Below are 21,505 nucleotides of genomic sequence, written 5' to 3'. Positions count from 1 at the left end.
GGTAACAGGCAGCGGGAGGTCAGCTCGGCAGGTGCTTGGCGACCTCGGCGGCGGCGTCAGCGCCGTACGCCTCCTCCAGACGGGCGAGGAACTCGGGCCCGGTGAAGGAGTACTCCTGGGTCCCGACGGTCTCCACGACGTAGGCGGCGAGCACGCAGCCCACCTGCGCGGACCGCTCGAGCGAGAGGCCCCAGGCGGTGGCCGCGAGGAAGCCGGCACGGAAGGCGTCGCCGACCCCTGTCGGCTCCACGGCGGCCACGCCCTGGACGGCGGGCAGCACGATCGGCTCCTCGCCCTTGCGGGTGATGCGTACGCCGTCGGCGCCGAGGGTGGTGACCTGGGTGCCCACGCGCTCGAGGATCTCCTCGGCCGACCAGCCGCTCTTCTGCTCGATCATGTGCGACTCGTACTCGTTGGAGAACAGCAGTGCCGCGCCGTCGACCAGCTGGCGGATGAGCTCCCCGGAGCCGAAGGCGAGCTGCTGGCTCGGGTCGGCGATGAAGCGGTAGCCGCGCTGGCGGCACTCCTCGGTGTGCCGCAGCATCCCGTCGGGATCGTCCGCGCCGACCAGGACGTAGTCGGGCTCGCCGACGGCGGCGACGATCGGGCCGAGCTCGATCAGCCGGGCCTCGGCCATCGCGCCCGGGTAGAAGCTGGCGAACTGCGCGTGCGTCTCGTCGGTGGTGCACACGAAGCGAGCGGTGTGCTTGGCCTCGGAGATCCGGACGTGGTCGCAGTTCACACCGTGCCGCTCCAGCCACGAGCGGTAGTCGGCGAAGTCCTCGCCGGCAGCGCCGACCAGGACCGGCTGCAGGCCGAGCCGGCCGAGTCCGAAGCACATGTTCGGGGCCACACCGCCGCGGCGGATCTCCAGGTCGTCGACCAGGAAGCTCACGGAGAGCTTGTCGAGCTGCTCGACCACCAGGGAGTCGGAGAACTTGCCCTGGAAGGTCATCAGGTGGTCGGTGGCGATGGAACCGGCGATGAGGAGTGAACCCATGCGCGGAACACTACCCAGGGGTACTCCTGGAGGTACTCCACGGTAGCCCCTAGCGTCGAGGCATGACCTCCAGCCGCACCGCCTACGACGACCCCGCCACCCCCGCGCAGCTGCGCGCGGACTGCCGCGAGACCGAGCGCCGCCTCGCGATGACCGGCGTGGCTCGCGCCGCCCTGCGGCCGAGCCCGAGCCTGCGGTTCGAGGACCACGCGCAGGGTCTGGCGAAGCGGGACATCGACCTGCTCGCCGCTGCGCACCGGCTCTCGGCCGCCCTGGGTCTCGACCTGGACTGAAGCGACGTAGGACACGACGAAGGGCTCCTGCCGATCGGCAGGAGCCCTTCGTCGTGTCGTCTCTACGACGTCAGCTCAGTGGAAGGAGTCTCCACAGGCGCACGAGCCGGTCGCGTTCGGGTTGTCGATCGTGAAGCCCTGCTTCTCGATCGTGTCCACGAAGTCGATGGTCGCGCCGTTGAGGTAGGGGACGCTCATCCGGTCCACGACGACGCCGACGCCGTCGAAGTCCGTCAGCACGTCACCGTCGAGGCTGCGCTCGTCGAAGAAGAGCTGGTAGCGCAGACCCGAGCAGCCACCAGGCTGCACCGAGATCCGCAGGTTGAGGTCGTCGCGACCCTCCTGCTCGAGGAGGCTCTTCACCTTCGCGGAGGCGACGGGGCTGAGGTTGATGCTGTCCGTCCGGTGCTCGAACTGAACCTGCTCGGTCATGCTGTGCTCCCTGCGATTCTGGGGTGCGGAGTCTGTCTTCGGGTTCAATCGTCGCACATGCCCGGTTATTCCGCTGGGCTCCAGGTTCGCGCGACCCGCTCCGCGAGATCGGCCAAGGCGGCGCTCGGATCGCGCAGGGCGCGCTCCTCGCCGAGCACGTCGACGACGGCGTACGCCGACTCCACTCCGAGCGAGCGGTGCTCGCGTGCGCCCATGCCGACCCGGCCGGCCAGCACCACGCACGGGCGGGCCCGCTCCCCCGCCAGCGCTGCCACGCCGACCGGGACCTTGCCGCCGCGGCTGGAGGCGTCGAACGAGCCCTCACCCGTCAACACCAGGTCGGCGCGCCCGATCCTGTCCGCGAGCCCGACCGCCTCGGCGACGACAGCGAGCCCGGGCCGGCGGGTGCCGCCGGCCAGCAGCAGGGCGAACCCGACCCCGCCACCGGCTCCCGCTCCTGGCAGGGTGGCGGTGACGCGATCGGTCAGCTCCGCCAGGTGCTGCAGGGCTGCATCGGCCTGGAGCTGGCTCTCCTCGCTCAGGCCCTTCTGGGCTCCGAAGACCTTCGAGGCACCGAAGAGCCCTGTCAGCGGGTTGTCCACGTCGGTCGCGGCGACCAGCTCCACCCCGGCCAGTCGGGAGCGCACCGGCTCCAGGTCCACGCCGGTCAGCGTCCCGAGGGCGCCGAAGCCGCCGTCGAGCCCGGCGTCTTGGGCGTCTTGCGCGTCTTGGGCGGCTTGGGCCCGGGCGCCCAGCGCGGCCAGCAGACCGGCGCCGCCGTCGTTGGTCAGGGTCCCGCCCACGCCGACGACGACCCGGGTGGCGCCGTCCTCGACCGCATGGCCGATCAGCCTGCCCAGGGGGTGACTGGAGCGGTGTTCGGGAGCGGTCCGGACGGGCTCGGTCCCTCCGGTCCGGCCGAGCACCTGGGCGGCCTCGACGTAGGCGCTCGTCCCGACCCGCAGGATCGTGGCCGGCTCGACCGCCCCGTCCAGACCCGGGACCGGGACGAGCACGAGCTCACCGCCCAGCGCGGCATGGAGGGCGTCGACGAACCCCGGCCCACCGTCGGAGAGCGGGCACCGATCGATCTCGTCGTGCACAGCCGTACGCCGCCACCCCGCCGCGATCGCCTCCGCCGCCTCGACCGCTGTCAGTGTTCCGGCGTACTTGTCCGGGGCGACCAGGATCCGCATCCGCTCACCCTAGGGGCGCGCTGTGGCCGGGGTGGTCGCGGCCGCCGCCGATCGTCCTCAGTCTCCCTTCCGCCTTCAGTTTCGAACGCGCTCCCAGTCACACCCGCCGGCCAAATACAATGGAGCCATGACCACCGTTGACCTTCCGCTGCTGCCGCTGGGCCGCGGCGTCGACCTTGACTCCGAGCGCGGCGTGGACTGCCCCGGCGACCTGCCGCCGGCATCGGACCCGGACCTGGTCGCCCGTGCGAAGGCGGCCAAGGAGAAGCTCGGCGAGCGGGTCTTCGTGCTCGGCCACCACTACCAGCGCGACGAGGTCATCCAGTTCGCGGACGTGACCGGTGACTCCTTCAAGCTCGCCCGGGATGCGGCGGCCCGGCCGGAGGCCGAGTACATCGTGTTCTGCGGCGTCCACTTCATGGCCGAGTCCGCCGACATCCTCACCACCGACGAGCAGCAGGTCGTGCTCCCGGACCTCGCGGCCGGCTGCTCGATGGCCGACATGGCGCGGCTGCAGCAGGTCGAGGCCGCGTGGGAGGCGCTCGAGGCCGCCGGCATCGCCGACCAGGTGGTTCCGGTGACCTACATGAACAGCTCCGCCGACATCAAGGCCTTCTGCGGTCGCCACGGCGGTGTCGTGTGCACGTCCAGCAACGCCCAGGCGGTGCTGGAATGGGCCTTCGAGCGCGGATCCAAGGTGATGTTCCTGCCCGACCAGCACCTGGGCCGCAACACGGCGGTGCTCAAGCTCGGCATCCCGCTGGAGAAGAACGTCGTGTGGAACCCGCGCCTGGCCGGCGGTGGCCTCACCCCCGAGCAGCTCCGGGACGCCACCATGATCCTGTGGCAGGGCCACTGCTCGGTGCACGGCCGCTTCTCCCCTGACACCATCGACGAGCTGCGTGCCGAGATCCCCGGCATCCAGATCCTCGTCCACCCCGAGTGCCAGCACGAGGTGGTCCTCAAGGCGGACCTGGTGGGCTCCACCGAGTTCATCATCAAGACCATCGCCGAGGCCCCGGCCGGCTCCTCGTGGGCGATCGGCACCGAGCTCAACCTCGTGCAGCGCCTGGCCAAGGCCCACCCCGACAAGCGGATCGTGTTCCTGGACCGCACGGTCTGCTACTGCTCGACGATGAACCGCATCGACCTGCCCCACCTCGTCTGGGCGCTGGAGTCCCTGGTCGAGGGCACAGTGGTCAACCGGATCGAGGTCGACCCGCAGACCCAGGCCGAGGCCACCGTCGCCCTGCAGCGCATGCTCGACCTTCCCGGGTAGGACGACCGGGCGAGGCTCACTGCGGCAGCACCACGCTGATCGTCGTGCTGCCGGGCCACGACTGCAGTGAGACAGTCCCTCCGTGCGAGGTGACGATCGCCTGCACCAGCGACAGGCCGAGCCCGGCACCGCCGTCGCGGTGCTCCCGGTGTCGCGACTGGTCACCCCGGCTGAACCGCTCGAAGGCGTGCTCGACCAGATCCGGCGGAAAGCCGGGGCCGTCGTCGTGCACGCTGAACCCGTCGGGGCGCACCGCCACCGTCACGGTCGTCCCCGCCGGGGTGTACTTGCGGGCGTTGGTCAGCAGGTTGGTGATCACCTGGTGCAGCCGCAACCGATCCCCGGCCACCGACACCGGCGCCGGGTCCTCCGGGTCGCTCCCGGCCTGGAGCACCAGGCGCCAGTGGTGCTGGGGTGAGACGACGCGGGCGTCGGAGACGGCTTCGAGGAGGAGCTGGGTCAGGTCGACCGGCTGACGCTCGAGCGCGCGGCCGGAGTCGAGCCGCGCCAGGAGCAACAGGTCCTCGACCAGCGCCGACATCCGGATCGACTCCTCCTCGACCTTCGCCAGGGCGGTCTTGGTGGCCTGCTCGTCCCCGGGCCGGCGCTGGGCCAGCTCGGTGTAGCCGCGGATGGTCGTCAGCGGCGTCCGCAGCTCGTGGGAGGCGTCCGCGACGAACTGGCGCACCTGCTGCTCGCTGCGGTGCCGCGCCCGCAGCGACGCCTCGACGTGCTGGATCAGCGTGTTGAGTGCCGCACCGACCTGACCGACCTCGGTCTCCTCGTCGGTGAGATGGTCGGGCACGCGGGCGGTGACCTCGATGGCGCCGGAGGCCAGGGGCAGCGCAGCCACCGCGTGCGCCGTGCCGGCGACCTCGCGCAGCGGCCGGAGCTGGCGCCGTACGACGACGACGCCGACCCCGGCTGCGATGCCGACCCCCAGCAGGGTCAGCAGAGCCTCCCACCCGATCAGGTTGTGGATCGTGGAGTCGACGTCGGAGGTGGGCAGCCCCGTGACCATCACCATCGAGCCGCTCTCGCCGATGACCTGACCGCCCCGAGCGATCACCCGGTAGCCGCCGAACCCGGGCACCCGGACACCGTGGATCCGGCCGTCGCGCGGGACCTCGAGCAGCGCCGAGGTCGCCGCATCCGACATCCCGCGGTACTGACCCGAGACGTCGGTCAGCACCCCGCCCTCGACCTGGGACCCGGCATCGAGCGGGATGAGCGCGAGCAGCGTGCCGGGGCCGCGGTTGTGGGTGTCGGGGGCGCTGACCCGGGCCGGCAGCCGCTTCACGTCCTCGTCGAGCCGGTCCATCAGGGAGGACCGCATGGCCAACGTCGTGAGGGTGACGGTGAGCACGCAGACCACCGCCACCAGGACCACCGCCGTGATCACGAGCCGGGACGTGAGTGAGACCCAGCGCCTGGGCGGCCCCTGCGCCGCGTGGAGCGTGGACACGGCTCCCCCTGTCGGACTGTCGGTCGTGGCGACCGGTGCGCGGCTCAGTCTGCCTGCTCGAGCTGCTGGGCGGGCTTGAGCACGTAGCCCGCGCCTCGCATGGTGTGGATCATCGGGCTGCGGCCCACGTCGATCTTCTTGCGCAGGTAGGAGATGTAGAGCTCCACGACGTTCGCCTGGCCGCCGAAGTCGTAGTTCCAGACCCGGTCGAGGATCTGCGCCTTGCTCACGACGCGGCGCTGGTTGCGCATCAGGTAGCGCAGCAGCTCGAACTCGGTGGCGGTCAGGTTGATCTCGTCGCCGCCGCGGAAGACCTCGCGGCTGTCCTCGTCGAGCTCGAGGTCACCGACGCTCAGCACGGAGCGGGCGTCGGCCCGGTGGGCTCCGGCGCGGCGCATCAGCGCCCGCAACCGAGCCACCACCTCCTCCAGCGAGAACGGCTTGGTGACGTAGTCGTCGCCGCCGGCGGTCAGGCCGGCGATCCGGTCCTCGACCGCGTCGCGGGCGGTCAGGAAGACGACCGGTACGTCGGGGTCGTCGCGCCGCACCCGGCGCAGCACCTCGAGGCCGTCGATGTCGGGCAGCATGATGTCGAGCACGATGGCGTCGGGCTCGAACCCGCGTGCCGCCTGGACGGCGTCGGCCCCGGTGTGGGCGGAGCTGACCTGGAAGCCCTCGTAGCGCAGCGCCATCGTGATCAGCTCGGCGATGTTGATCTCGTCATCGACGACGAGGACCCGCAACGGGGACCCGTCGGGCCTGGTCAGCTCGGGCGCTGCAGACGTCATGGCGCACAGGTTCCCGCACCAGACTGTGGGGAACCTGTGCGCCTGTTGTCAGCCTCGACCGCCGAAGCCGCCGCCTCCGAAACCGCCTCCCCCGAAGCCGCCTCCGACCCCACCTCCGGCACCGCCGAAGGTGCGGTTGGTGGTGGTGGAGTCGCTGGTCGGCAGCGCGGTGGACATGTCAGCCAGGACGACCTCCTGGCCCGCCTTGAGGCCACTGCTCACCACCGTGCGGGTGCGACCCACCAGGCCCGTGGTGACGCGGACCCGGTCGACCCCGCCATCGGCGTACACCTCGACGGAGCCGTTGGAGATGGCGGAGGTCGGGACCGTGAGGACGTTCGTCGCCGAGCCGAGCACGACATCGACCGATGCGGTGGCACCCGCGAGGACGTTGAGCCCCACCTGGTCGAGGGTGACAGTGACCGGGTACGTCGAGGAGCCGGTGGTACCGGTCGTCGGCACCTGCCCGATCCGGGTGACGCTGCCGGCGTAGGCAGCGCTGGCGCCGGCCGGCGTGACCTCCGCCTTCTGACCGACCTTGAGCTGGGCGACCTGGGTGCTGCTGAGGTCGAGCTCGACCGTGGTGGTACCGGGCGCTATCACGACGAGCACGGCGGTGCCGGCACTCGCCGAGTCGCCCACCGACGAGGACAGCTGGCCGACCGTGCCGCTGGCCGGCGCCTTGATGGTGGCACCGGTCAGGGACCGGGTGGCGGTGATCAGGCTGGCCTTGGCCGAGTCGATGGTGGCCTGGTCCTTGGCCAGCGTCGCCGCGGTCACGGTCGTGCCGCCGGAGTAGGCGCTCGTGCCGCCGGAGCCCGAGGAGCCCGAGGAGGTGGCGGACGCGGAGGACGCGGCCGACGCGCTGGTGCCGGTGCCACCCGCCGAGCCCTTGCCCGTCGAGCCCGTCGAGCCCTTGCCCGTCGAGCCGGTCGAGCCGGTCGAGCCCGAGCCCTTGGCGTTGGACCCGCTGGACCCGCTCGCCGCCGAGCTACCGGCCACCTTCGCGGCGTTGCCGAGCGTGCTCGACAGGGCCGCGAGGGCGTCCTTGAGGTTGCCGGAGCCGGCGTACTCGGCGTCGGCGGCCTTCTGCTGAGCGGTCTGGACGGCGTCGATCGCCGCGGCGCAGGCATCGCTGCCGGCGCCGGTGGACGCCTCCGCCGAGGGTGAGGCGGTGCTGGAGGGATCGGACGAGGGATCCGAAGCGGAACAGGCGGTGGTCTCCTGCTCGGTGGCGTCCTTCGCGGCCGCGATCGCTGTATCGACGGCGGTCTGGGCCGTCTCGACGGCCTTCTGCTGGCCGGCGAGCTGGGCCAGCGCCTTGGTCAGCGCTGCCGACGACGACCCGGTCGACGACGTCGAGGACGCAGCGCTCTGACTCGACGTCGCCGAGGAGCTGCCCGTCGAGCTGCCCGACGACTTCGTGGACCCGCCACCGCCCGAGCCCGAGGAGGACCCCGAGGAGGTGGACGTGCTCGAGGCGGAGCTGGTGGTCTCGTCGGCCTGGGCGGCCTCGTCCTTCGCCAGTTGCGCACGCGCCGAGGCGAGCTCGGCATCGGCCTTGGTGACGGCCTTCCTCAGGCTGGCGGTGTCGAGCCGGGCGAGCACCTCGCCCTTGGTGACCTTGTCGCCGACCGCGACGTTCAGCGTGGCGATGGTGCCCGACGTACCGAAGGACAGGTCCGCGCGGCCGGACGGATCGACCGTTCCGGACAGCGCCAGTGTCTGCTCGACATCGCCGAGCGTCGCCTTCGCGGTCCGGTAGTGATCCCCGCCGTCGCCGTGCTCGGCGTACGCCGCGACGCCACCGCCCACCAGGACGGCGACGATCGCGATCCCGGCGCCGACCCGGACCGCCCTCGTGCGCCAACGACTCACGCCGCGCCGCCCTGCTGAGCGCCGCCCTGGCCGCCGTTCTGGCCGCGTCCGCCGAAGCCGAAGCCGGTCGAGCAGGCGCCGTCCACGGGGTCGCTGACGATCAGGCGGGTGGCGGCGACCGTGCCGGTGTCGTCGGCCTGCCCGGTGGCGACGAGGCACTTGCCGACCTTGAGTGCCGAGGAGTCGGAGGTCTTGGTGGTGGTGTACGTCGTCGAGCCGCTCACCGTGACGGTGATGCTGGTGGTCGTGCCGGACGTTCCGCTGCTCGAGCCGGTGGTCGGCACGCTGGAGGCCACCGTGAAGCCGCTGCCGGAGACGGCGGTCACCTTGCCGTTGGCCCCACCGAAGCCGCGGCCTCCACCCGGGAAGCCGCCGGCACCGCCGCTCGGGAGGTTGGTCGGCCGACTGGTGGGCATCCCGCTGGGTGCGCCACTGGGCCGGTTGCCGCCGGCTCCTGCCCCGAAGCCGCCCCCGAATCCGCCGGTGCAGGTGCCGTTCACTGCATCGGTGAGGCGGACCGTCGCGGCCGCCACGGTGGTGCTGGAGCTGGTGCTGGGGGCCGCGCCGGCCGAGCTGGTCGCGGGCGTGACGGTGACGCAGCTGCCCACGGTGACGTCCTTGAGGGCGGCCGCCACCTGGGCACTGATCGTCGTCTTGGCGGTGTAGGTCACCGCTACCTGGCCGTCGGTCTGGTTCTGCACCTGCAGGGTGGAGCCGGACTTGGCGGCGATCAGGCCCGAGGCACCCGGCGTACGACCTTGACCGGCGCCCTGGCCGGCGGCCTGACCGGCGGCTCCGCTGGACTGGGCCGAAGGCGCGGAGCCGGCACCGTTGCCCGAGGCGCTGTCGGAGGACGAGCTGCCGCAGGCGGTGAGTGCGAGGAGGGCGACCGCCGCGGTGGCGACGGCGATGACGGGACGAGACATGAACAGGCTCCTTCTATTCCGAGCGGAGGGCGTCGATGGGGGTGAGGCGGGCGGCGCGACTGGCGGGATAGACCCCGAAGCCGATGCCGAGGACCAGGGAGGTCCCGATGGCGCCGGCGGTGGCCAGCAGCGAGAGTGAGACGGGCTGGTCGATCAGGCGGGGCAGGACCTCGGCGCCGACCACGGCGATGATCACGCCCACGACACCGCCGGCCAGGCCCAGCAGTGAGGCCTCGACCAGGAACTGTCGTCGGATCACCCGCGGTGCAGCGCCGAGCGCCTTGCGCAGCCCGATCTCGCGGATCCGTTCGGTGACCGAGACCAGCATGATGTTCATGACCCCGATCCCACCGACCAGCAGCGAGATGCCCGCGATGCCGGCCAGCAGGACGGTGAGGGTCTTGTTCGTCGAGTTGGCGGTCGCCACCAGTGACTGCTGGGAGGCGATCGAGAAGTCGGCGCTGGTGGTGCTGACCCCGTGCAGGTTGGTCAACAGCCCCTCGATCTCCTGGTACGCCGCGGACAGGCTGGAGCCGTCCCGGGCCTCGACATAGATCGTGGAGACCGAGGCGTTCGTCGAACCGGTCAGCCGCTTGGCGGTGCTCAGCGGCACCACGGCCTGGTCGTCCTCGCTGGTGCCGCTGGAGGAGGACCCGCTCGAGGCGAGCACCCCGATCACGGTCAGCTGCGCACCGTCCACGCTCACCGTCTGACCGACCGGACTGACCGGCCCCGAGAACAACTCGCTGGCGGTGTCAGCACCCAGCACCACCACGTTCGCTCCCTGCGCAGCCTCGCTCGCGGAGAAGAACCGGCCCGCGGTCAACGTGCGCTTGCGGACCTGCGGCCAGCTGGTCGTGGTCCCGACCACCGAGGTCGTCCAGTTGGTGGTGCCGTTGACCAGCTCCGCACTGGAGGAGGTCTGCGGCGCGACCCGCTCCACGTCCGGCGCTACCGTCGCATCGCCGATCGCCTCGGCATCCTGCAACGTCAACGTGGACGCCGAACCGAACCCACCCCGCACTCCCGTCGTACTGGTCGTGCTTCCGGGAGACACGATCAGCAGATTCGAGCCGAGCGCACTGATCTGGTCCTTGACCTTGTCCTGAGCGCCCTGCCCGAACCCCACGGTCAGGATCACCGAGGAGATCCCGATCACGATCCCCAACATCGTCAAGATGCTGCGCATCCGATGCGCCCGCACGGCGTCCAACGCCGAACGCAACGTCTCCACCCAGCTCATGCCACACCACCAGCCGTGACGAGTTCGTCGGAGGTGATCTGACCGTCCCGGATGACCAGGTTGCGCTGGGCGCGCGCGGCGACCTCGCCCTCGTGGGTGATCAGCACGATCGTGCGACCACTGCGGTGCAGCTCGTCGAGCAGGCCGAGCACGGCCTCGGTGGAGTGGGAGTCCAGATTCCCGGTCGGCTCGTCGGCCAAGATGATGTCCGGCTCGCTGACCAGGGCCCGCGCCACCGCTACCCGCTGCTGCTGACCCCCGGAGAGCTCGCCCGGCCGGTTCTCGACGCGGTCGCCGAGCCCCACCCGCCCGAGCGCGGCGATCGCGCGCTCGCGCCGTTCGGCACGGTGCACGCCCGCATAGATCAGCGGCAGCTCGACGTTGCGCCAGGCCGGGAGCGAGGGCAGCAGGTTGAACTGCTGGAACACGAACCCGATCCGCCGGTTGCGGACGTGGGCCAGCTGGGCCTCCGACATCGTCGAGACGTCCTCGCCGCCGAGCAGGTAGGCACCTTCCGACGGGTTGTCCAGGCAGCCCAGGATGTTCATCAGGGTCGACTTGCCCGACCCGGATGGGCCGACGACGGCGACGTACTCCCCTTCGTCGATGCGAATGTCCACACCGCGCAGCGCCTCGAACTCGATGCTCCCGCTGCGGTAGGTCTTCCGGATCCCGGCCAGCTCCACCACCGGCCCCGGCCCCGGCACCGGCACCGACACCGGCGAACCGGCCAGCGCGGGCGAGCCCCCAGCACTCACTGCCCACCACCGGGGAAACCACCGGTACCGCCACCGGGGAAGCCGCCGGAACCACCGGAGAAGCCACCGCCACCGGTGAGACCGCCGCCCGTCGTCGTCCCACGCCGCGTGGTGCCCGTGCCGGCACCGCTGGGCAGGGTGACACCCGGGATCTGGACAGTGTCGCCGGCCGCGAGACCGGAGACGATCTGGGTGGTGGCGCCGTAGACGGTGCCGATCTTGACCGGCGTCTTCACGGCCTTGCCGTTCACCATCTTCATCACATAGGTGCTGCTGCCGGACGACTGGATGGCCCGGCTGCTCACCGTCAGCACGTTCTCGACCTGCTTGACGGTGATGGACGCCGTCGCGCTGGTGCCGGCGTACAGATCCTTCTGCGCACCCGTGACATCGATCGTGACCGGGAAGACAGCCGCACCGCTGTCACTGGTCTGCGCGACCAGCCCCACCGAGGCGACGGTCCCATAGATGCTCGCGGTGCTCCCGGTGACGGTGATCGTGGCCTGCATCCCCTTCTTCACCTGGGTCGCCTCATCGGCCGAGACGGTGGCGTCCACGACGTACCTGTTCGTCGAGGTGATCGTGACCGCACTGCTCGACGTGCTGGTGCTGGCCGCGTTCGACAGCGAGCTGCCCGAGCTGCCGGAGCCGCCCGAACTGCCGCTCGCACTGGAGCCGCTCGAGCCCGAGCCGCTCACCACGTCACCCACGGCCAGGTCGATCGCCGAGACGGTCCCGTTGATCGTCGAACGCAGCACCGCGTCCGCCACGTCCTGCTCGGCCGACTCCAGATCCGACTTCGCCGACAGCACAGCTGTCTGATCCGCCGCGAGCTGCACATCCGAGGCATCGTCGTCGATGTCCACGCTGTGCTGGGTCACCGCCGCGTCGTAGGAGGCCTGAGCGGCGGTCCGGGCGGCCACCAACGCCGCGCTGTCGACCTTCGCGATCGCCTGACCCTTCCGCACCGTGTCACCAGCGGCGACGTACACCTTGGTCACCGTGCCCGAGACACCGAAGTCCAGATCAGCCGTCTTCGCCGGCTCCACCGTCCCCGACGCGGACACGCTCTGCTTGACCGTCCCGGACGATGCGGTGGCCGTGAGGGCCTGGGTGGCGGCGGTCCCGTCGTCGCGGGTCGTCAGCCACATCCCGACACCGCCGGCCACCACAAGGGCCGCGACGAGCACGGCGAGCCAGCCCCGCTTCCCCGGTCGCCTCAACCTGCGCTTCACTTCACGCCACCTCTTCACGTTCGTAAGGACGGGAAGAGCCTCGCGACGATGCCTGAAAGAAGCCCATGGGCAAGGCAAAGACGATCCTGTGATCTCCTCACAGGTTCAGCTGCTGGCGGTGGCGGCGTCAGCAGGCACCAGCCAGGGGCCTGGCGCCGGGTCCCTCAGAGACCGGGAGCACCCCACAGCGCCATCCAGCGCGCCAGGTCGGGCTCCAGCGGCAGCTCGTTCTTCAGCGCATCCCTGATCTGGATCTCGAGCAGGTTGTCGCGGCTGTCAGCGCCGGTGGGGGCGAAGGGATAGAAGGTGCCCTGCTTGTAGAGGTAGACCAGCGCGACCGAGCGTCCGGCGGAGTCGGCGAACGGGATCAGCGAGCACAGCAGCCCGGGGCCGAAGCCGTCCTGCTCCAGCGTCGTGTTGACGGCGTGCAGGTCGGTGCACAGGGCGGTCAGGTCCGGTGCCTGCGGGTCGAGCGGCTCGTGGTCGACCAGCAGCCAGGTGAAGCCGTAGCCGTCGGTCTGGGTGCTGACCTGGGGCGCGCCCTCCCCCTGGGCGAGCAGGGCGACCAGGTCGTGCTGTGCGTCGGCGAAGCCCGCTCCCGCGGCCGCCCGGTAGCACACGGCGCCGTCGCCAGTAGGGACGAACCCGAGGGCGCTCTGCAGCGTCAACGCCGCAGACGGTACGCCGAAGAGCGCGTCGAGATTGGCCTGCTTGGGCTTGCTCCGCCCGGTCAGCGCTCCCCAGAAGCTCATCGTCGGCGATCCCTAGGCCGTGGGCCGGCCGAGCTCGGCCTCGATCCGGGCCAGCTGGGCGAGCCGCTGCTCCAGGGAGGGGTGCGTGGAGGTGAGGGTGCTGAGGGAGACGCCGCTGATGGCCGGGGCGATGAAGAAGGCGTTCATGGCCTGGGAGGCGCGCAGGTCCTGCTGCGGGATCCGGTTGATCTCCCCGGTGATCTTCTGCAGGGCGCTGGCCAGGGCCCGTGGCTTCATCGTCAGCTGCGCGCCGGCGCGGTCGGCGGCCAGCTCGCGGTAACGGGAGAGCAACCGGAGCAGCAGGAAGCTCACCGCGTAGGTGACCAGGGAGACGAGCAGCACCACGAGCCACAGCGGCGCACCGTTGTTGTTCCGGTCGCGACGGTCGCCGCCGAAGAGGGCGCCGTACTGCGCACCGCGCGCCAGCCCACCGGCGATGATCCCGGCGCTGGAGGCAACCGTCATCACCAGGACGTCGCGGTGCGCGACGTGGGACAGCTCGTGCGCGAGCACGCCTTCGAGCTCCTCCGCGTCGAGGCGGCGCAGGATGCCGGTGGTGACCACGACGACCGCACGCTTCGGCGAACGACCGGTGGCGAACGCGTTCGGGATGTCGGTGTCGGCAACCCCGACCCGCGGCATCGGCATGTCCGCCAGGGTGCACAGGCGCTGCACCATCCCGTAGAGCTCGGGAGCATCCTGGGCGCTGACCTCGCGGGCGCGCATCGCCCTCATCGCGACGGTGTCGGAGTTGTACCACTGCCACCAGGCCACGCCCAGCCCGATCAGCGCGATGATGGGCGCGAACTGCGGCGGCAGGATGAGCATCACCACGACGATCAGCGCGACGAAGACCGCGCCGAGCAGGAAGACCACCGAGGTCATCCGGGCGGTGAGCCCCGCATCGGGGGCGAAGCGTGTACGTGCCATCTCAGTCCCTCTCCTCCCCTGCCTTCAACGCGCGCGACGGCGTGGAGGTTCCCTGGCTCAACCGGGGATGAGGCCGTCGTCCGCGAGCATCTCGCGGACCTCCTCCAGCGCGGCGTCGGCCGGCGGAAGGATCAGGTCCGATTCGATGAAGTCGTCCTCGGCGTGCGGTGTTCCGACGCTGCGCACGCCGTCGAGCAGGGCGGCGAGGGCCGCCCGGAAGGCGCTCTCGTCGCCGGCGGCCACGGCCGTCTCCACGGCACTGTCGAGCTCGTTGAGCCGGTCGAGCGCCGCGTCGGCGACGTCGTACTGTCCCTCGGAGAGGATGCGCACGATCACGACTGGGCCTCCGGCCTGGTCTCGTTCGCCGGTACGTCGAGGGGCGCACCGGAGGCGACCTGGCCCTGCTCGATGGCCTGGGGGGCAGCCGGGGCGTCGAGGCCCTTCAGCTTCGCCAGCTCGAGCTCGACGTCGTTCTGCGAGCTGAGCTCGTTGAGCTGCTTGGCGATGTCGTCGCCCGGCTGCGCGGTCAGGTCCTCGAGCGCACCCGAGGCGAGCAGCTCGTCGACGGCGCCGGCACGGGCCTGCATCTGGGCGGTCTTGTCCTCGGCCCGCTGGATCGCCAGGCCGATGTCACCCATCTCCTCGCCGATGCCCGCGACCGCGTCATTGATCTTGGTCTGGGCCTGCGCGGCGGTGTAGGTGGCCTTGATCGTCTCCTTCTTGGTGCGGAACGCCTCGACCTTGGCCTGGAGCCGCTGCTGGGCGAGGATCAGCTTCTCCTCCTCCCCCTGCAGGTTGGCGTGCTGGGTCTGCAGGTCGGCGATCTGCTGGGTGAGCCCGGACTTGCGGGTCAGCGCCTCGCGGGCGAGGTCCTCCCGGTTGACGTTGATCGCCTGCTGCGCCTGGCCCTGGAGCTTGTCGGCCTGCTGCTGGAGCTGGTTCATCTGCAGCTCGATCCGCTTGCGGCTCGTCGCCACGTCGGCGACGCCCTTGCGCACGTTGGTGAGGAGCTCCAGCTGCTTGGTGTAGCTGTAGTCCAGCACCTCGCGCGGGTCCTCGGCCTTGTCGAGGGCCTTGTTCGCCTTCGCCTTGAAGATCAGGCTCATGCGCTTCATCAGACTCATGGACGACGACTGCCTCTCTCGCACGCGTGGGCACCACTCGGCGCCGGTGAGATCACCCTACGGCGCTGTTGCAAGCCGCTGCCAGCAGGATCGGGCATTCGGGCGGTTAGGCTGAGCGCTGCACTACTCCGAGACCTGAAGGCCGTCAGTTGTTCCGTCGCAAGTCCGAGGCCGCCGAGCCCGCCGTCATCGACACCACCAAGTCCGGCGGGAAGGGCCGTCCGACCCCCACCCGCAAGGAGGCGGAGGCCGCCGCCAAGGCGCGTGCGCGAGCGCCGCACGACCGCCGCGCCGCCGCTGCCGCACAGCGCGCGGCCCGCACGGAGGGTACGGCGAAGATGCGCGCGGCACTGCGCACCGGAGACGAGCGTTACCTGCCGATGCGCGACAAGGGCCCGGTGCGACGGTTCGTGCGCGACTACCTCGACACCAAGGTGACCTTCGCCGAGTTCGCGCTGCCCATCGTCTTCGTCTGCCTCGTCCCGGCGTTCTTCCTCCCGACGAACGTGGTGCAGATCTTCAACGACATCATGCTGGTCCTGATCGTGGTGATCGCGCTCAACATGCTCGTCCTGCGGGTCGGGCTGGGTCGCCAGCTCGCCCGCCGCTTCCCCGGGGTCCCCACCCGGGGCCTGACGTGGTACATGTGCTCGCGCGCCATGCAGCTGCGCTGGATCCGCTCCCCCAAGCCGCAGCGGCGGGTGGGCGAGCAGCTGCCGGACACCTACCGCTGAGCAGCCGCCGCCCGGGCCGGCGCAGCACTCGCGGGGTCGCACGGCCGGGGTCGCACGGCTGTTAGGTCGCTCAGCCGGTAGGTCGCTCAGTCGAGCGGGAGGAAGTGCTCCAGCCCGACGGTGAGCCCCGGGTGCTCGGCGATCGCCCGGACGCCGGTGAGCACGCCCGGGGCGAACGAGGCCCGGTCCATCGAGTCGTGCCGGATGGTCAGGGTCTCCCCCGGTCCGCCGAGGATGACCTCCTGGTGCGCGACCAGGCCGCGGATGCGCAGGCCGTGGACGTGGATGCCGTCGACGACGGCACCGCGGGCGCCGTCCAGTGCGGTGCTGGTGGCGTCCGGGACCGGTCCGAGACCGGCATCGCGGCGGGCGGCGGCGATCAGCTCCGCGGTGCGCCGCGCCGTACCGGAGGGGGCGTCGGCCTTCGTCGGGTGGTGCAGCTCGACGATCTCGACCGACTCGTAGAAGGCGGCCGCGCGGGCGGCGAAGCGCATCATCAAGATGGCGCCGATGGAGAAGTTCGGCGCGATCAGCACGCCGACGCCCGGAGCCTTTGCGAGCCACCCGCGCAGGGTCTCCAGGCGTGCCTCGTCGAAGCCGGTGGTGCCGACGACGGCGTGGATCCCCTGGTCGATGCAGTACTGCAGGTTGTCCATCACCACGTCGGGGTGGGTGAAGTCCACGACCACCTCGACGCCGGCGCTCGCGAGCTGGGCGATCGGCTCGCCCGCGTCGACACCGGCGACGAGCTCCAGATCGGCTGCCTCGGAGACGGCCGCGCAGATCTGCGAACCGACCTTGCCCCGCGCGCCGAGCACGCCCACGTTGATCACGGCGCCCAACCTACCGCCCGTCACCGTCGTGCCCGGCGCGTCCCCGCTGGGGCGAGACCTACCCGAGCGGACGGTGGCGGCATCTGGCAGGCTTGGGCCCATGGTGGTGCAGACGATTCCGGCGCGGATCCGCTGGGCGGTGGATTTCATGGACATCCAGCCGAGCGATCACGTCCTCGAGATCGGGTGCGGGCCCGGTGCCGGAGCTGAGCTGATCTGCAGCCGCCTGGTGACCGGCAAGCTCTTCGCGATCGACCGCTCGGAGTCGGGCGTCGATCGCACCAAGCGCCGCTGCCAGAAGTACCTCGACGCCGGCCGTCTCACCGTCCGGCAGATCGACCTCGCGACCCTGCGCGTCCCGGTCAAGCGACTGCACAAGGTCTTCGCCTTCAACGTCAACCTGTTCTGGGTGCGCGACGCCAGCGCGGAGATCGCCCTGCTGCACGAGCGCATCCTCCCCGGCGGCAGCGTCTTCATCTTCTACGAGGCGAGCCACCGCGAGCAGGTGCCCGAGATGATCGAGCGTACGTCGAAGGCACTCGCCGCCGCCGGCTTCCGGGTCTCGATCGTGGACTCCAAGCAGCCCGCCGCCGTCGGCATCATCGGCAAGCGCTGACTCGGGCCTCCGTCCCCGCCGAATCGGGCCTCCGTCCCCGCCCAAGCGGGCCTCCGTCCCCGTCGAATCGGGCCTCCGTCCCCGTCGAATCGGGCCTCCGTCCCCGTCGAATCGGGCCTCCGTCCCCCAGCGCACTGCTGCAGCACCGCGGGCACGGCCGGATGGGGCGAGGACGAGCGCCGGGCGGTGACCGACGTGCGCCGCCGAGGCGCTACCGGACGACGCGCCGCGACGAAGGAGCGCCGCGCGGCGGTAGGTCTGCCTCGGCGGTGGGCGGCGGGCGCCGCACGGCACCCACCCCGACCCAGCAACCCGGTCAGACCCCCGACTCAACCCGAACGCAGGCCCGACTCAACCCGGACGCAGACCCGACTCAACCCGGACGCAGGCCCGAATCAACGGGGGCCGACGATGGCCAGGATCTCGGGGCGACTGAAGATCTCGGCCGCCACGTCCCGGCACTCCTCCACCGTCACCGAGCTGATCCGGTCGAGCACCTGGTCGATGGTCAGCAGCTCGTCGTGGACGAGCTCGGCCTTGCCCAGCCGCGACATCCGCGAGGCCGGGTCCTCCAGGCCGAGCACTAGACCACCGCGGAGCTGCCCCTTGCCGCGGGCGACCTCCTCGGCGGTGATGCCCTCGGCCGCCAGCGCCCGCAACTCCTGACGCACCACGTCGAGAACCTCCTCGACCTTGCTCGGCAGGCAGCCGACGGCCACGCCGACCAGCCCGCTCTCGGCGTGGGCACCGGCGAAGGAGTAGACCGAGTACGCCAGGCCGCGGTGCTCGCGCACCTCCTGGAAGAGACGCGAGGACGTACCGCCGCCGAGGGCCGCGTTGACGATGCCGAGGGCGAACCGACGATCGTCGTCACGCCGCAGGCCCTCCATCCCGAGGACCACGTTGACCTGCTCGAAGGGCCGGGTGGCCCGCACCTCGCCCGGCGCCACCCGGAGCGGTTCACCCGTGCGCGGCGGCACCGGAGCGGCGACGCCTGCCAGGAAGCCGTTGCGGGCGAACGCGCGCTCGACCAGCGCCACGACGGTCCCGTGGGCGAGGTTGCCGGCCGCGGAGATGACGATGTTCTCCGGACGGTAGTGCTCGCGGTAGAACGCCTCGATCTGATCGCGGGTCAGCGCTTCGATGGACTCCACCGTGCCGGCGATGCCGCGGCCCAGCGGCGTGTCCTCCCCCCACGCCTGAGCGGCGAAGAGGTTATGCACCACGTCGTCGGGATCGTCGTCGTGCATCGCGATCTCGTCCAGGATGACGTCGCGTTCGGCCTCGACGTCCTCGTCGGTGAGCAGCGAGGAGGTGATCATGTCGCCGATGATGTCGACGGCCAGCTCGAGGTCCTCGTCGAGCACCCGGGCGTGGAAGCAGGTGTACTCCTTGGCGGTGAAGGCGTTGAACTCGCCACCCACCGCGTCGAGCGCGACCGAGATGTCCAGCGCGCTGCGCTCGGAGGTGCCCTTGAAGAGCAGGTGCTCGAGGAAGTGCGAGCAGCCGTGGGTGCTCGCGGTGTCGGTCGCGGCGTTCTCGTCGCGTGAGCCGACGCCGACCCATACGCCGATCGCGGCCGACCGCACGCCCGGCATCTGCTCGGTGACGACCCGCAGGCCGCTGGTCAGGACGGTGCGGTGCACCCCAGGCTCGAGCTCCTCGGTGGAGCCGGCCGGCTGGGTGGCGCCGGAGGAGGCAGAGCCGGACGGCCGGTCCGCAGTTGCCTGCCGACCGGCCGTCCGGGTGGTGCTGCTGGTCGAGCTCACTCCTCGGTCGACTCCTCGGCCGACTCGGCGGAAGCGGTCTCCTCGACGACCGGGGCCAGCGAGAGCTTGCCGCGGTCGTCGATCTCGACGATCTCGACCTGGATCTTCTGGCCGACCTCGACGACGTCCTCGACCGACTCCACGCGCTTGCCGTCGTTGAGGGCACGCAGCTTGGTGATGTGGAGCAGGCCGTCCTTGCCCGGGAGCAGGGAGACGAACGCACCGAAGTTCGTCGTCTTCACGACGGTGCCGAGGTAGCGCTCGCCGACCTCGGGCATCGTCGGGTTGGCGATCGCGTTGACAGCGGCGCGGGCGGCTTCGGCCGCCTCGCCGTTGGTCGCGCCGATGTAGACGGTGCCGTCGTCCTCGATGGAGAGGGTCGCGCCGGTGTCGTCCTGGATCTGGTTGATCACCTTGCCCTTCGGACCGATGACCTCGCCGATCTTGTCGACCGGAACCTTGACGGTGATGATGCGCGGCGCGTGCACCGACATCTCCTCGGGGCCGGCGATGGCCTCCGACATCACCTCGAGGATGGTCGTGCGGGCGTCCTTGGCCTGGTTGAGGGCCTGCGCGAGGACCTCGGCCGGGATGCCGTCGAGCTTGGTGTCCAGCTGGAGCGCCGTCACGAACTCCGGCGTACCGGCGACCTTGAAGTCCATGTCGCCGAAGGCGTCCTCGGCACCGAGGATGTCGGTGAGCGCGACGTACTCGATCTTGCCGTCGACCTCACCGGAGATGAGGCCCATCGCGATGCCCGCGACCGGCGCCTTCAGCGGAACGCCGGCCTGGAGCAGGGACAGCGTCGAGGCGCAGACCGAGCCCATCGACGTCGAGCCGTTGGAGCCCATCGCCTCGGAGAGCTGGCGGATCGCGTAGGGGAACTCCTCGCGGCTCGGCAGCACCGGCAGGAGGGCACGCCGCGCGAGCGCACCGTGACCGACCTCGCGGCGCTTCGGCGAACCGACCCGACCGGTCTCACCGGTGGAGAACGGCGGGAAGACGTACTTGTGCATGTAGCGACGCGTCTTCTCCGGGGAGAGCGTGTCGAGCTGCTGCTCCAGCTTGAGCATGTTGAGGGTGGTGACGCCCAGGATCTGGGTCTCGCCACGCTCGAACAGCGCCGAGCCGTGCACCCGCGGGATCACCTCGACCTCGGCGTGCAGCGGCCGGATGTCGGCCAGGCCGCGACCGTCGATGCGGACCTTGTCGCGCAGGACCTGCTGGCGCACTGCCTTTTTCGTCAGGGCGCGGTAGGCCGCACCGATCTCACCCTCGCGACCGGCGAACTGCTCGCCGACCTTCTCCAGCAGGGCGACCTTGAGCTTGTCGGCCTCCTCGTCGCGCTCCTGCTTGCTCAGGGCGCGCTCGCGCTTGCCGTCGACGGTGTAGAGGTCCTCGACCTCCTTGCCCACGGCAGCCTCGACGGCGGCGTAGACGTCGTCCTGGTAGTCGAGGAAGATCGGGAAGTCCTGGACCGGCTTGGCGGCCTGCTTGGCCAGCTCGGCCTGCGCCTCCACCAGCTGCTTGATGAACGGCTTGGCAGCGTCGAGGCCACCCGCCACGACCGGCTCGGTCGGCGCCTGCGTGCCGGACTGGACGAGCTCGAAGGTGCGCTCGGTCGCCTCGGCCTCGACCATCATGATGGCGACATCGCCGGTCTCGGTCACCCGACCGGCCACGACCATGTCGAAGACCGCGTTCTCGAGCTGGCTGTGGGTGGGGAACGCCACCCACTGGCCCTCGATCAGGGCCACGCGGACGCCGCCGACCGGGCCGGAGAACGGCAGGCCGGACAGCTGCGTGGACATCGACGCGGCGTTGATCGCCAGCACGTCGTAGGGCTGGTCGGGGTCGAGCGCCAGCACGGTGATGACGACCTGGACCTCGTTGCGCAGGCCCTTCTTGAAGGTCGGGCGCAGCGGGCGGTCGATCAGACGGCAGGTGAGGATCGCGTCCTCGGAGGGGCGGCCCTCGCTGCGGAAGAAGGAGCCGGGGATCTGGCCCACGGCGTACATCCGCTCCTCGACGTCGATCGTGAGCGGGAAGAAGTCGAAGTGGTCCTTCGGCTGCTTGGAGGCGGTGGTGGCCGAGAGAAGCATCGTCTCGTCGTCCAGGTAAGCGGTCACGGAGCCGGCGGCCTGGCGAGCGAGCAGACCGGTCTCGAACTTGACCGTGCGCTTGCCGAACTTGCCGTTGTCGATGACGGTCTCGACCGCAGTGATGACGGGTTCAGTCACAGATTTTCTCTTGT

At 70.8% G+C, this 21,505-nt stretch carries 21 protein-coding genes; 4 read left to right on the top strand and 17 right to left on the bottom strand.

Features of this window, described 5'->3' with window-relative positions:
• Nucleotides 1-19 precede the first annotated feature (19 nt).
• Nucleotides 20-1,000, bottom strand: coding sequence for a carbohydrate kinase family protein (locus P5P86_RS08125; RefSeq protein WP_280610814.1), 981 nt, complete (start codon nucleotides 998-1,000; stop codon nucleotides 20-22).
• A gap of 62 nt (nucleotides 1,001-1,062) precedes the next feature.
• Here P5P86_RS08125 and P5P86_RS08120 point away from each other — a divergent pair, with 62 nt between their 5' ends.
• Nucleotides 1,063-1,293 (top strand): hypothetical protein, encoded by a 231-nt coding sequence (locus P5P86_RS08120; protein ID WP_280610813.1) that lies wholly within the window; start codon nucleotides 1,063-1,065, stop codon nucleotides 1,291-1,293.
• 75 nt (nucleotides 1,294-1,368) lie between these two features.
• Here the strand turns inward: P5P86_RS08120 and P5P86_RS08115 are convergent, their stop codons facing one another.
• Both P5P86_RS08115 and P5P86_RS08110 read right to left on the bottom strand, forming a co-directional pair.
• Nucleotides 1,369-1,725 carry a HesB/IscA family protein gene (locus P5P86_RS08115; protein WP_017933943.1) on the bottom strand — a complete coding sequence of 119 codons (357 nt, stop codon included), beginning with the start codon at nucleotides 1,723-1,725 and terminating at the stop codon, nucleotides 1,369-1,371.
• A 65-nt stretch (nucleotides 1,726-1,790) separates the two neighbouring features.
• Nucleotides 1,791-2,921 carry a glycerate kinase family protein gene (locus P5P86_RS08110; protein WP_280610812.1) on the bottom strand — a complete coding sequence of 377 codons (1,131 nt, stop codon included), beginning with the start codon at nucleotides 2,919-2,921 and terminating at the stop codon, nucleotides 1,791-1,793.
• A gap of 127 nt (nucleotides 2,922-3,048) precedes the next feature.
• On the opposite strand from P5P86_RS08110, the gene nadA reads away from it, so the two are divergent.
• Nucleotides 3,049-4,200: a quinolinate synthase NadA gene (gene nadA, locus P5P86_RS08105; RefSeq protein ID WP_280610811.1), complete on the top strand. Its 1,152-nt coding sequence runs from the start codon at nucleotides 3,049-3,051 to the stop codon at nucleotides 4,198-4,200.
• Nucleotides 4,201-4,216: 16 nt separating this feature from the next.
• Here the strand turns inward: nadA and P5P86_RS08100 are convergent, their stop codons facing one another.
• The 11 genes from P5P86_RS08100 to P5P86_RS08050 all read right to left on the bottom strand — a co-directional run bounded on the left by P5P86_RS08100 (nucleotide 4,217) and on the right by P5P86_RS08050 (nucleotide 15,299).
• Entirely contained in the window at nucleotides 4,217-5,665 is a 1,449-nt protein-coding gene (locus tag P5P86_RS08100) for a sensor histidine kinase (protein ID WP_280610810.1), read from the bottom strand.
• Between the two features lie 44 nt (nucleotides 5,666-5,709).
• Nucleotides 5,710-6,453 (bottom strand): response regulator transcription factor, encoded by a 744-nt coding sequence (locus tag P5P86_RS08095; RefSeq protein WP_280610809.1) that lies wholly within the window; start codon nucleotides 6,451-6,453, stop codon nucleotides 5,710-5,712.
• A 48-nt stretch (nucleotides 6,454-6,501) separates the two neighbouring features.
• The gene (locus P5P86_RS08090; RefSeq protein WP_280610808.1) at nucleotides 6,502-8,331 is read right to left on the bottom strand and encodes an efflux RND transporter periplasmic adaptor subunit; all 1,830 of its coding nucleotides are present in this window, start codon (nucleotides 8,329-8,331) and stop codon (nucleotides 6,502-6,504) included.
• Nucleotides 8,328-9,257, bottom strand: coding sequence for a hypothetical protein (locus tag P5P86_RS08085; protein WP_280610807.1), 930 nt, complete (start codon nucleotides 9,255-9,257; stop codon nucleotides 8,328-8,330). Before P5P86_RS08085 ends, P5P86_RS08090 begins: the two co-directional genes overlap by 4 nt.
• 13 nt (nucleotides 9,258-9,270) lie before the next feature.
• Nucleotides 9,271-10,500, bottom strand: a complete 1,230-nt coding sequence (locus P5P86_RS08080) for an ABC transporter permease (protein WP_280610806.1) — start codon at nucleotides 10,498-10,500, stop codon at nucleotides 9,271-9,273.
• Nucleotides 10,497-11,213 (bottom strand): ABC transporter ATP-binding protein, encoded by a 717-nt coding sequence (locus tag P5P86_RS08075; RefSeq protein ID WP_348537916.1) that lies wholly within the window; start codon nucleotides 11,211-11,213, stop codon nucleotides 10,497-10,499. Before P5P86_RS08075 ends, P5P86_RS08080 begins: the two co-directional genes overlap by 4 nt.
• A 41-nt stretch (nucleotides 11,214-11,254) precedes the next feature.
• The gene (locus P5P86_RS08070) at nucleotides 11,255-12,493 is read right to left on the bottom strand and encodes an efflux RND transporter periplasmic adaptor subunit (RefSeq protein ID WP_280610805.1); all 1,239 of its coding nucleotides are present in this window, start codon (nucleotides 12,491-12,493) and stop codon (nucleotides 11,255-11,257) included.
• A gap of 164 nt (nucleotides 12,494-12,657) precedes the next feature.
• On the bottom strand, nucleotides 12,658-13,245 hold the full coding sequence (gene pspAB / locus P5P86_RS08065) for a PspA-associated protein PspAB (RefSeq protein WP_280610804.1): 588 nt from the start codon (nucleotides 13,243-13,245) through the stop codon (nucleotides 12,658-12,660).
• Nucleotides 13,246-13,257: 12 nt separating this feature from the next.
• Complete coding sequence (htpX, locus tag P5P86_RS08060) at nucleotides 13,258-14,175, bottom strand: zinc metalloprotease HtpX (protein ID WP_280610803.1); 918 nt, start codon at nucleotides 14,173-14,175, stop codon at nucleotides 13,258-13,260.
• Nucleotides 14,176-14,232: 57 nt separating this feature from the next.
• A complete protein-coding gene (gene pspAA, locus P5P86_RS08055) occupies nucleotides 14,233-14,511 on the bottom strand; it encodes a PspA-associated protein PspAA (protein ID WP_280610802.1) in 279 nt (92 codons plus the stop codon).
• Complete coding sequence (locus tag P5P86_RS08050; protein WP_280610801.1) at nucleotides 14,508-15,299, bottom strand: PspA/IM30 family protein; 792 nt, start codon at nucleotides 15,297-15,299, stop codon at nucleotides 14,508-14,510. The genes pspAA and P5P86_RS08050 overlap by 4 nt, the downstream gene beginning before the upstream one ends.
• Before the next feature lie 149 nt (nucleotides 15,300-15,448).
• Between P5P86_RS08050 and P5P86_RS08045 the strand changes: the two genes are divergently transcribed.
• Nucleotides 15,449-16,033 carry a DUF3043 domain-containing protein gene (locus P5P86_RS08045; RefSeq protein ID WP_280610800.1) on the top strand — a complete coding sequence of 195 codons (585 nt, stop codon included), beginning with the start codon at nucleotides 15,449-15,451 and terminating at the stop codon, nucleotides 16,031-16,033.
• Between the two features lie 86 nt (nucleotides 16,034-16,119).
• Here P5P86_RS08045 and dapB read toward each other — a convergent pair whose 3' ends face one another.
• Nucleotides 16,120-16,866, bottom strand: a complete 747-nt coding sequence (gene dapB / locus P5P86_RS08040; RefSeq protein ID WP_280610799.1) for a 4-hydroxy-tetrahydrodipicolinate reductase — start codon at nucleotides 16,864-16,866, stop codon at nucleotides 16,120-16,122.
• Between the two features lie 100 nt (nucleotides 16,867-16,966).
• On the opposite strand from dapB, the gene P5P86_RS08035 reads away from it, so the two are divergent.
• On the top strand, nucleotides 16,967-17,482 hold the full coding sequence (locus P5P86_RS08035) for a class I SAM-dependent methyltransferase (protein ID WP_280610798.1): 516 nt from the start codon (nucleotides 16,967-16,969) through the stop codon (nucleotides 17,480-17,482).
• Nucleotides 17,483-17,877: 395 nt separating this feature from the next.
• Here P5P86_RS08035 and P5P86_RS08030 read toward each other — a convergent pair whose 3' ends face one another.
• Nucleotides 17,878-19,251, bottom strand: coding sequence for a M16 family metallopeptidase (locus P5P86_RS08030; protein ID WP_280610797.1), 1,374 nt, complete (start codon nucleotides 19,249-19,251; stop codon nucleotides 17,878-17,880).
• Nucleotides 19,248-21,491 (bottom strand): polyribonucleotide nucleotidyltransferase, encoded by a 2,244-nt coding sequence (locus P5P86_RS08025; RefSeq protein WP_280610796.1) that lies wholly within the window; start codon nucleotides 21,489-21,491, stop codon nucleotides 19,248-19,250. Before P5P86_RS08025 ends, P5P86_RS08030 begins: the two co-directional genes overlap by 4 nt.
• Nucleotides 21,492-21,505: the final 14 nt, after the last annotated feature.

The organism is Nocardioides sp. BP30 (genome assembly GCF_029873215.1).
Classification (GTDB): domain Bacteria; phylum Actinomycetota; class Actinomycetes; order Propionibacteriales; family Nocardioidaceae; genus Nocardioides.
Note: the sequence above shows the minus strand (reverse complement) of the source record. Positions and strands in the feature narration are given on the sequence as shown.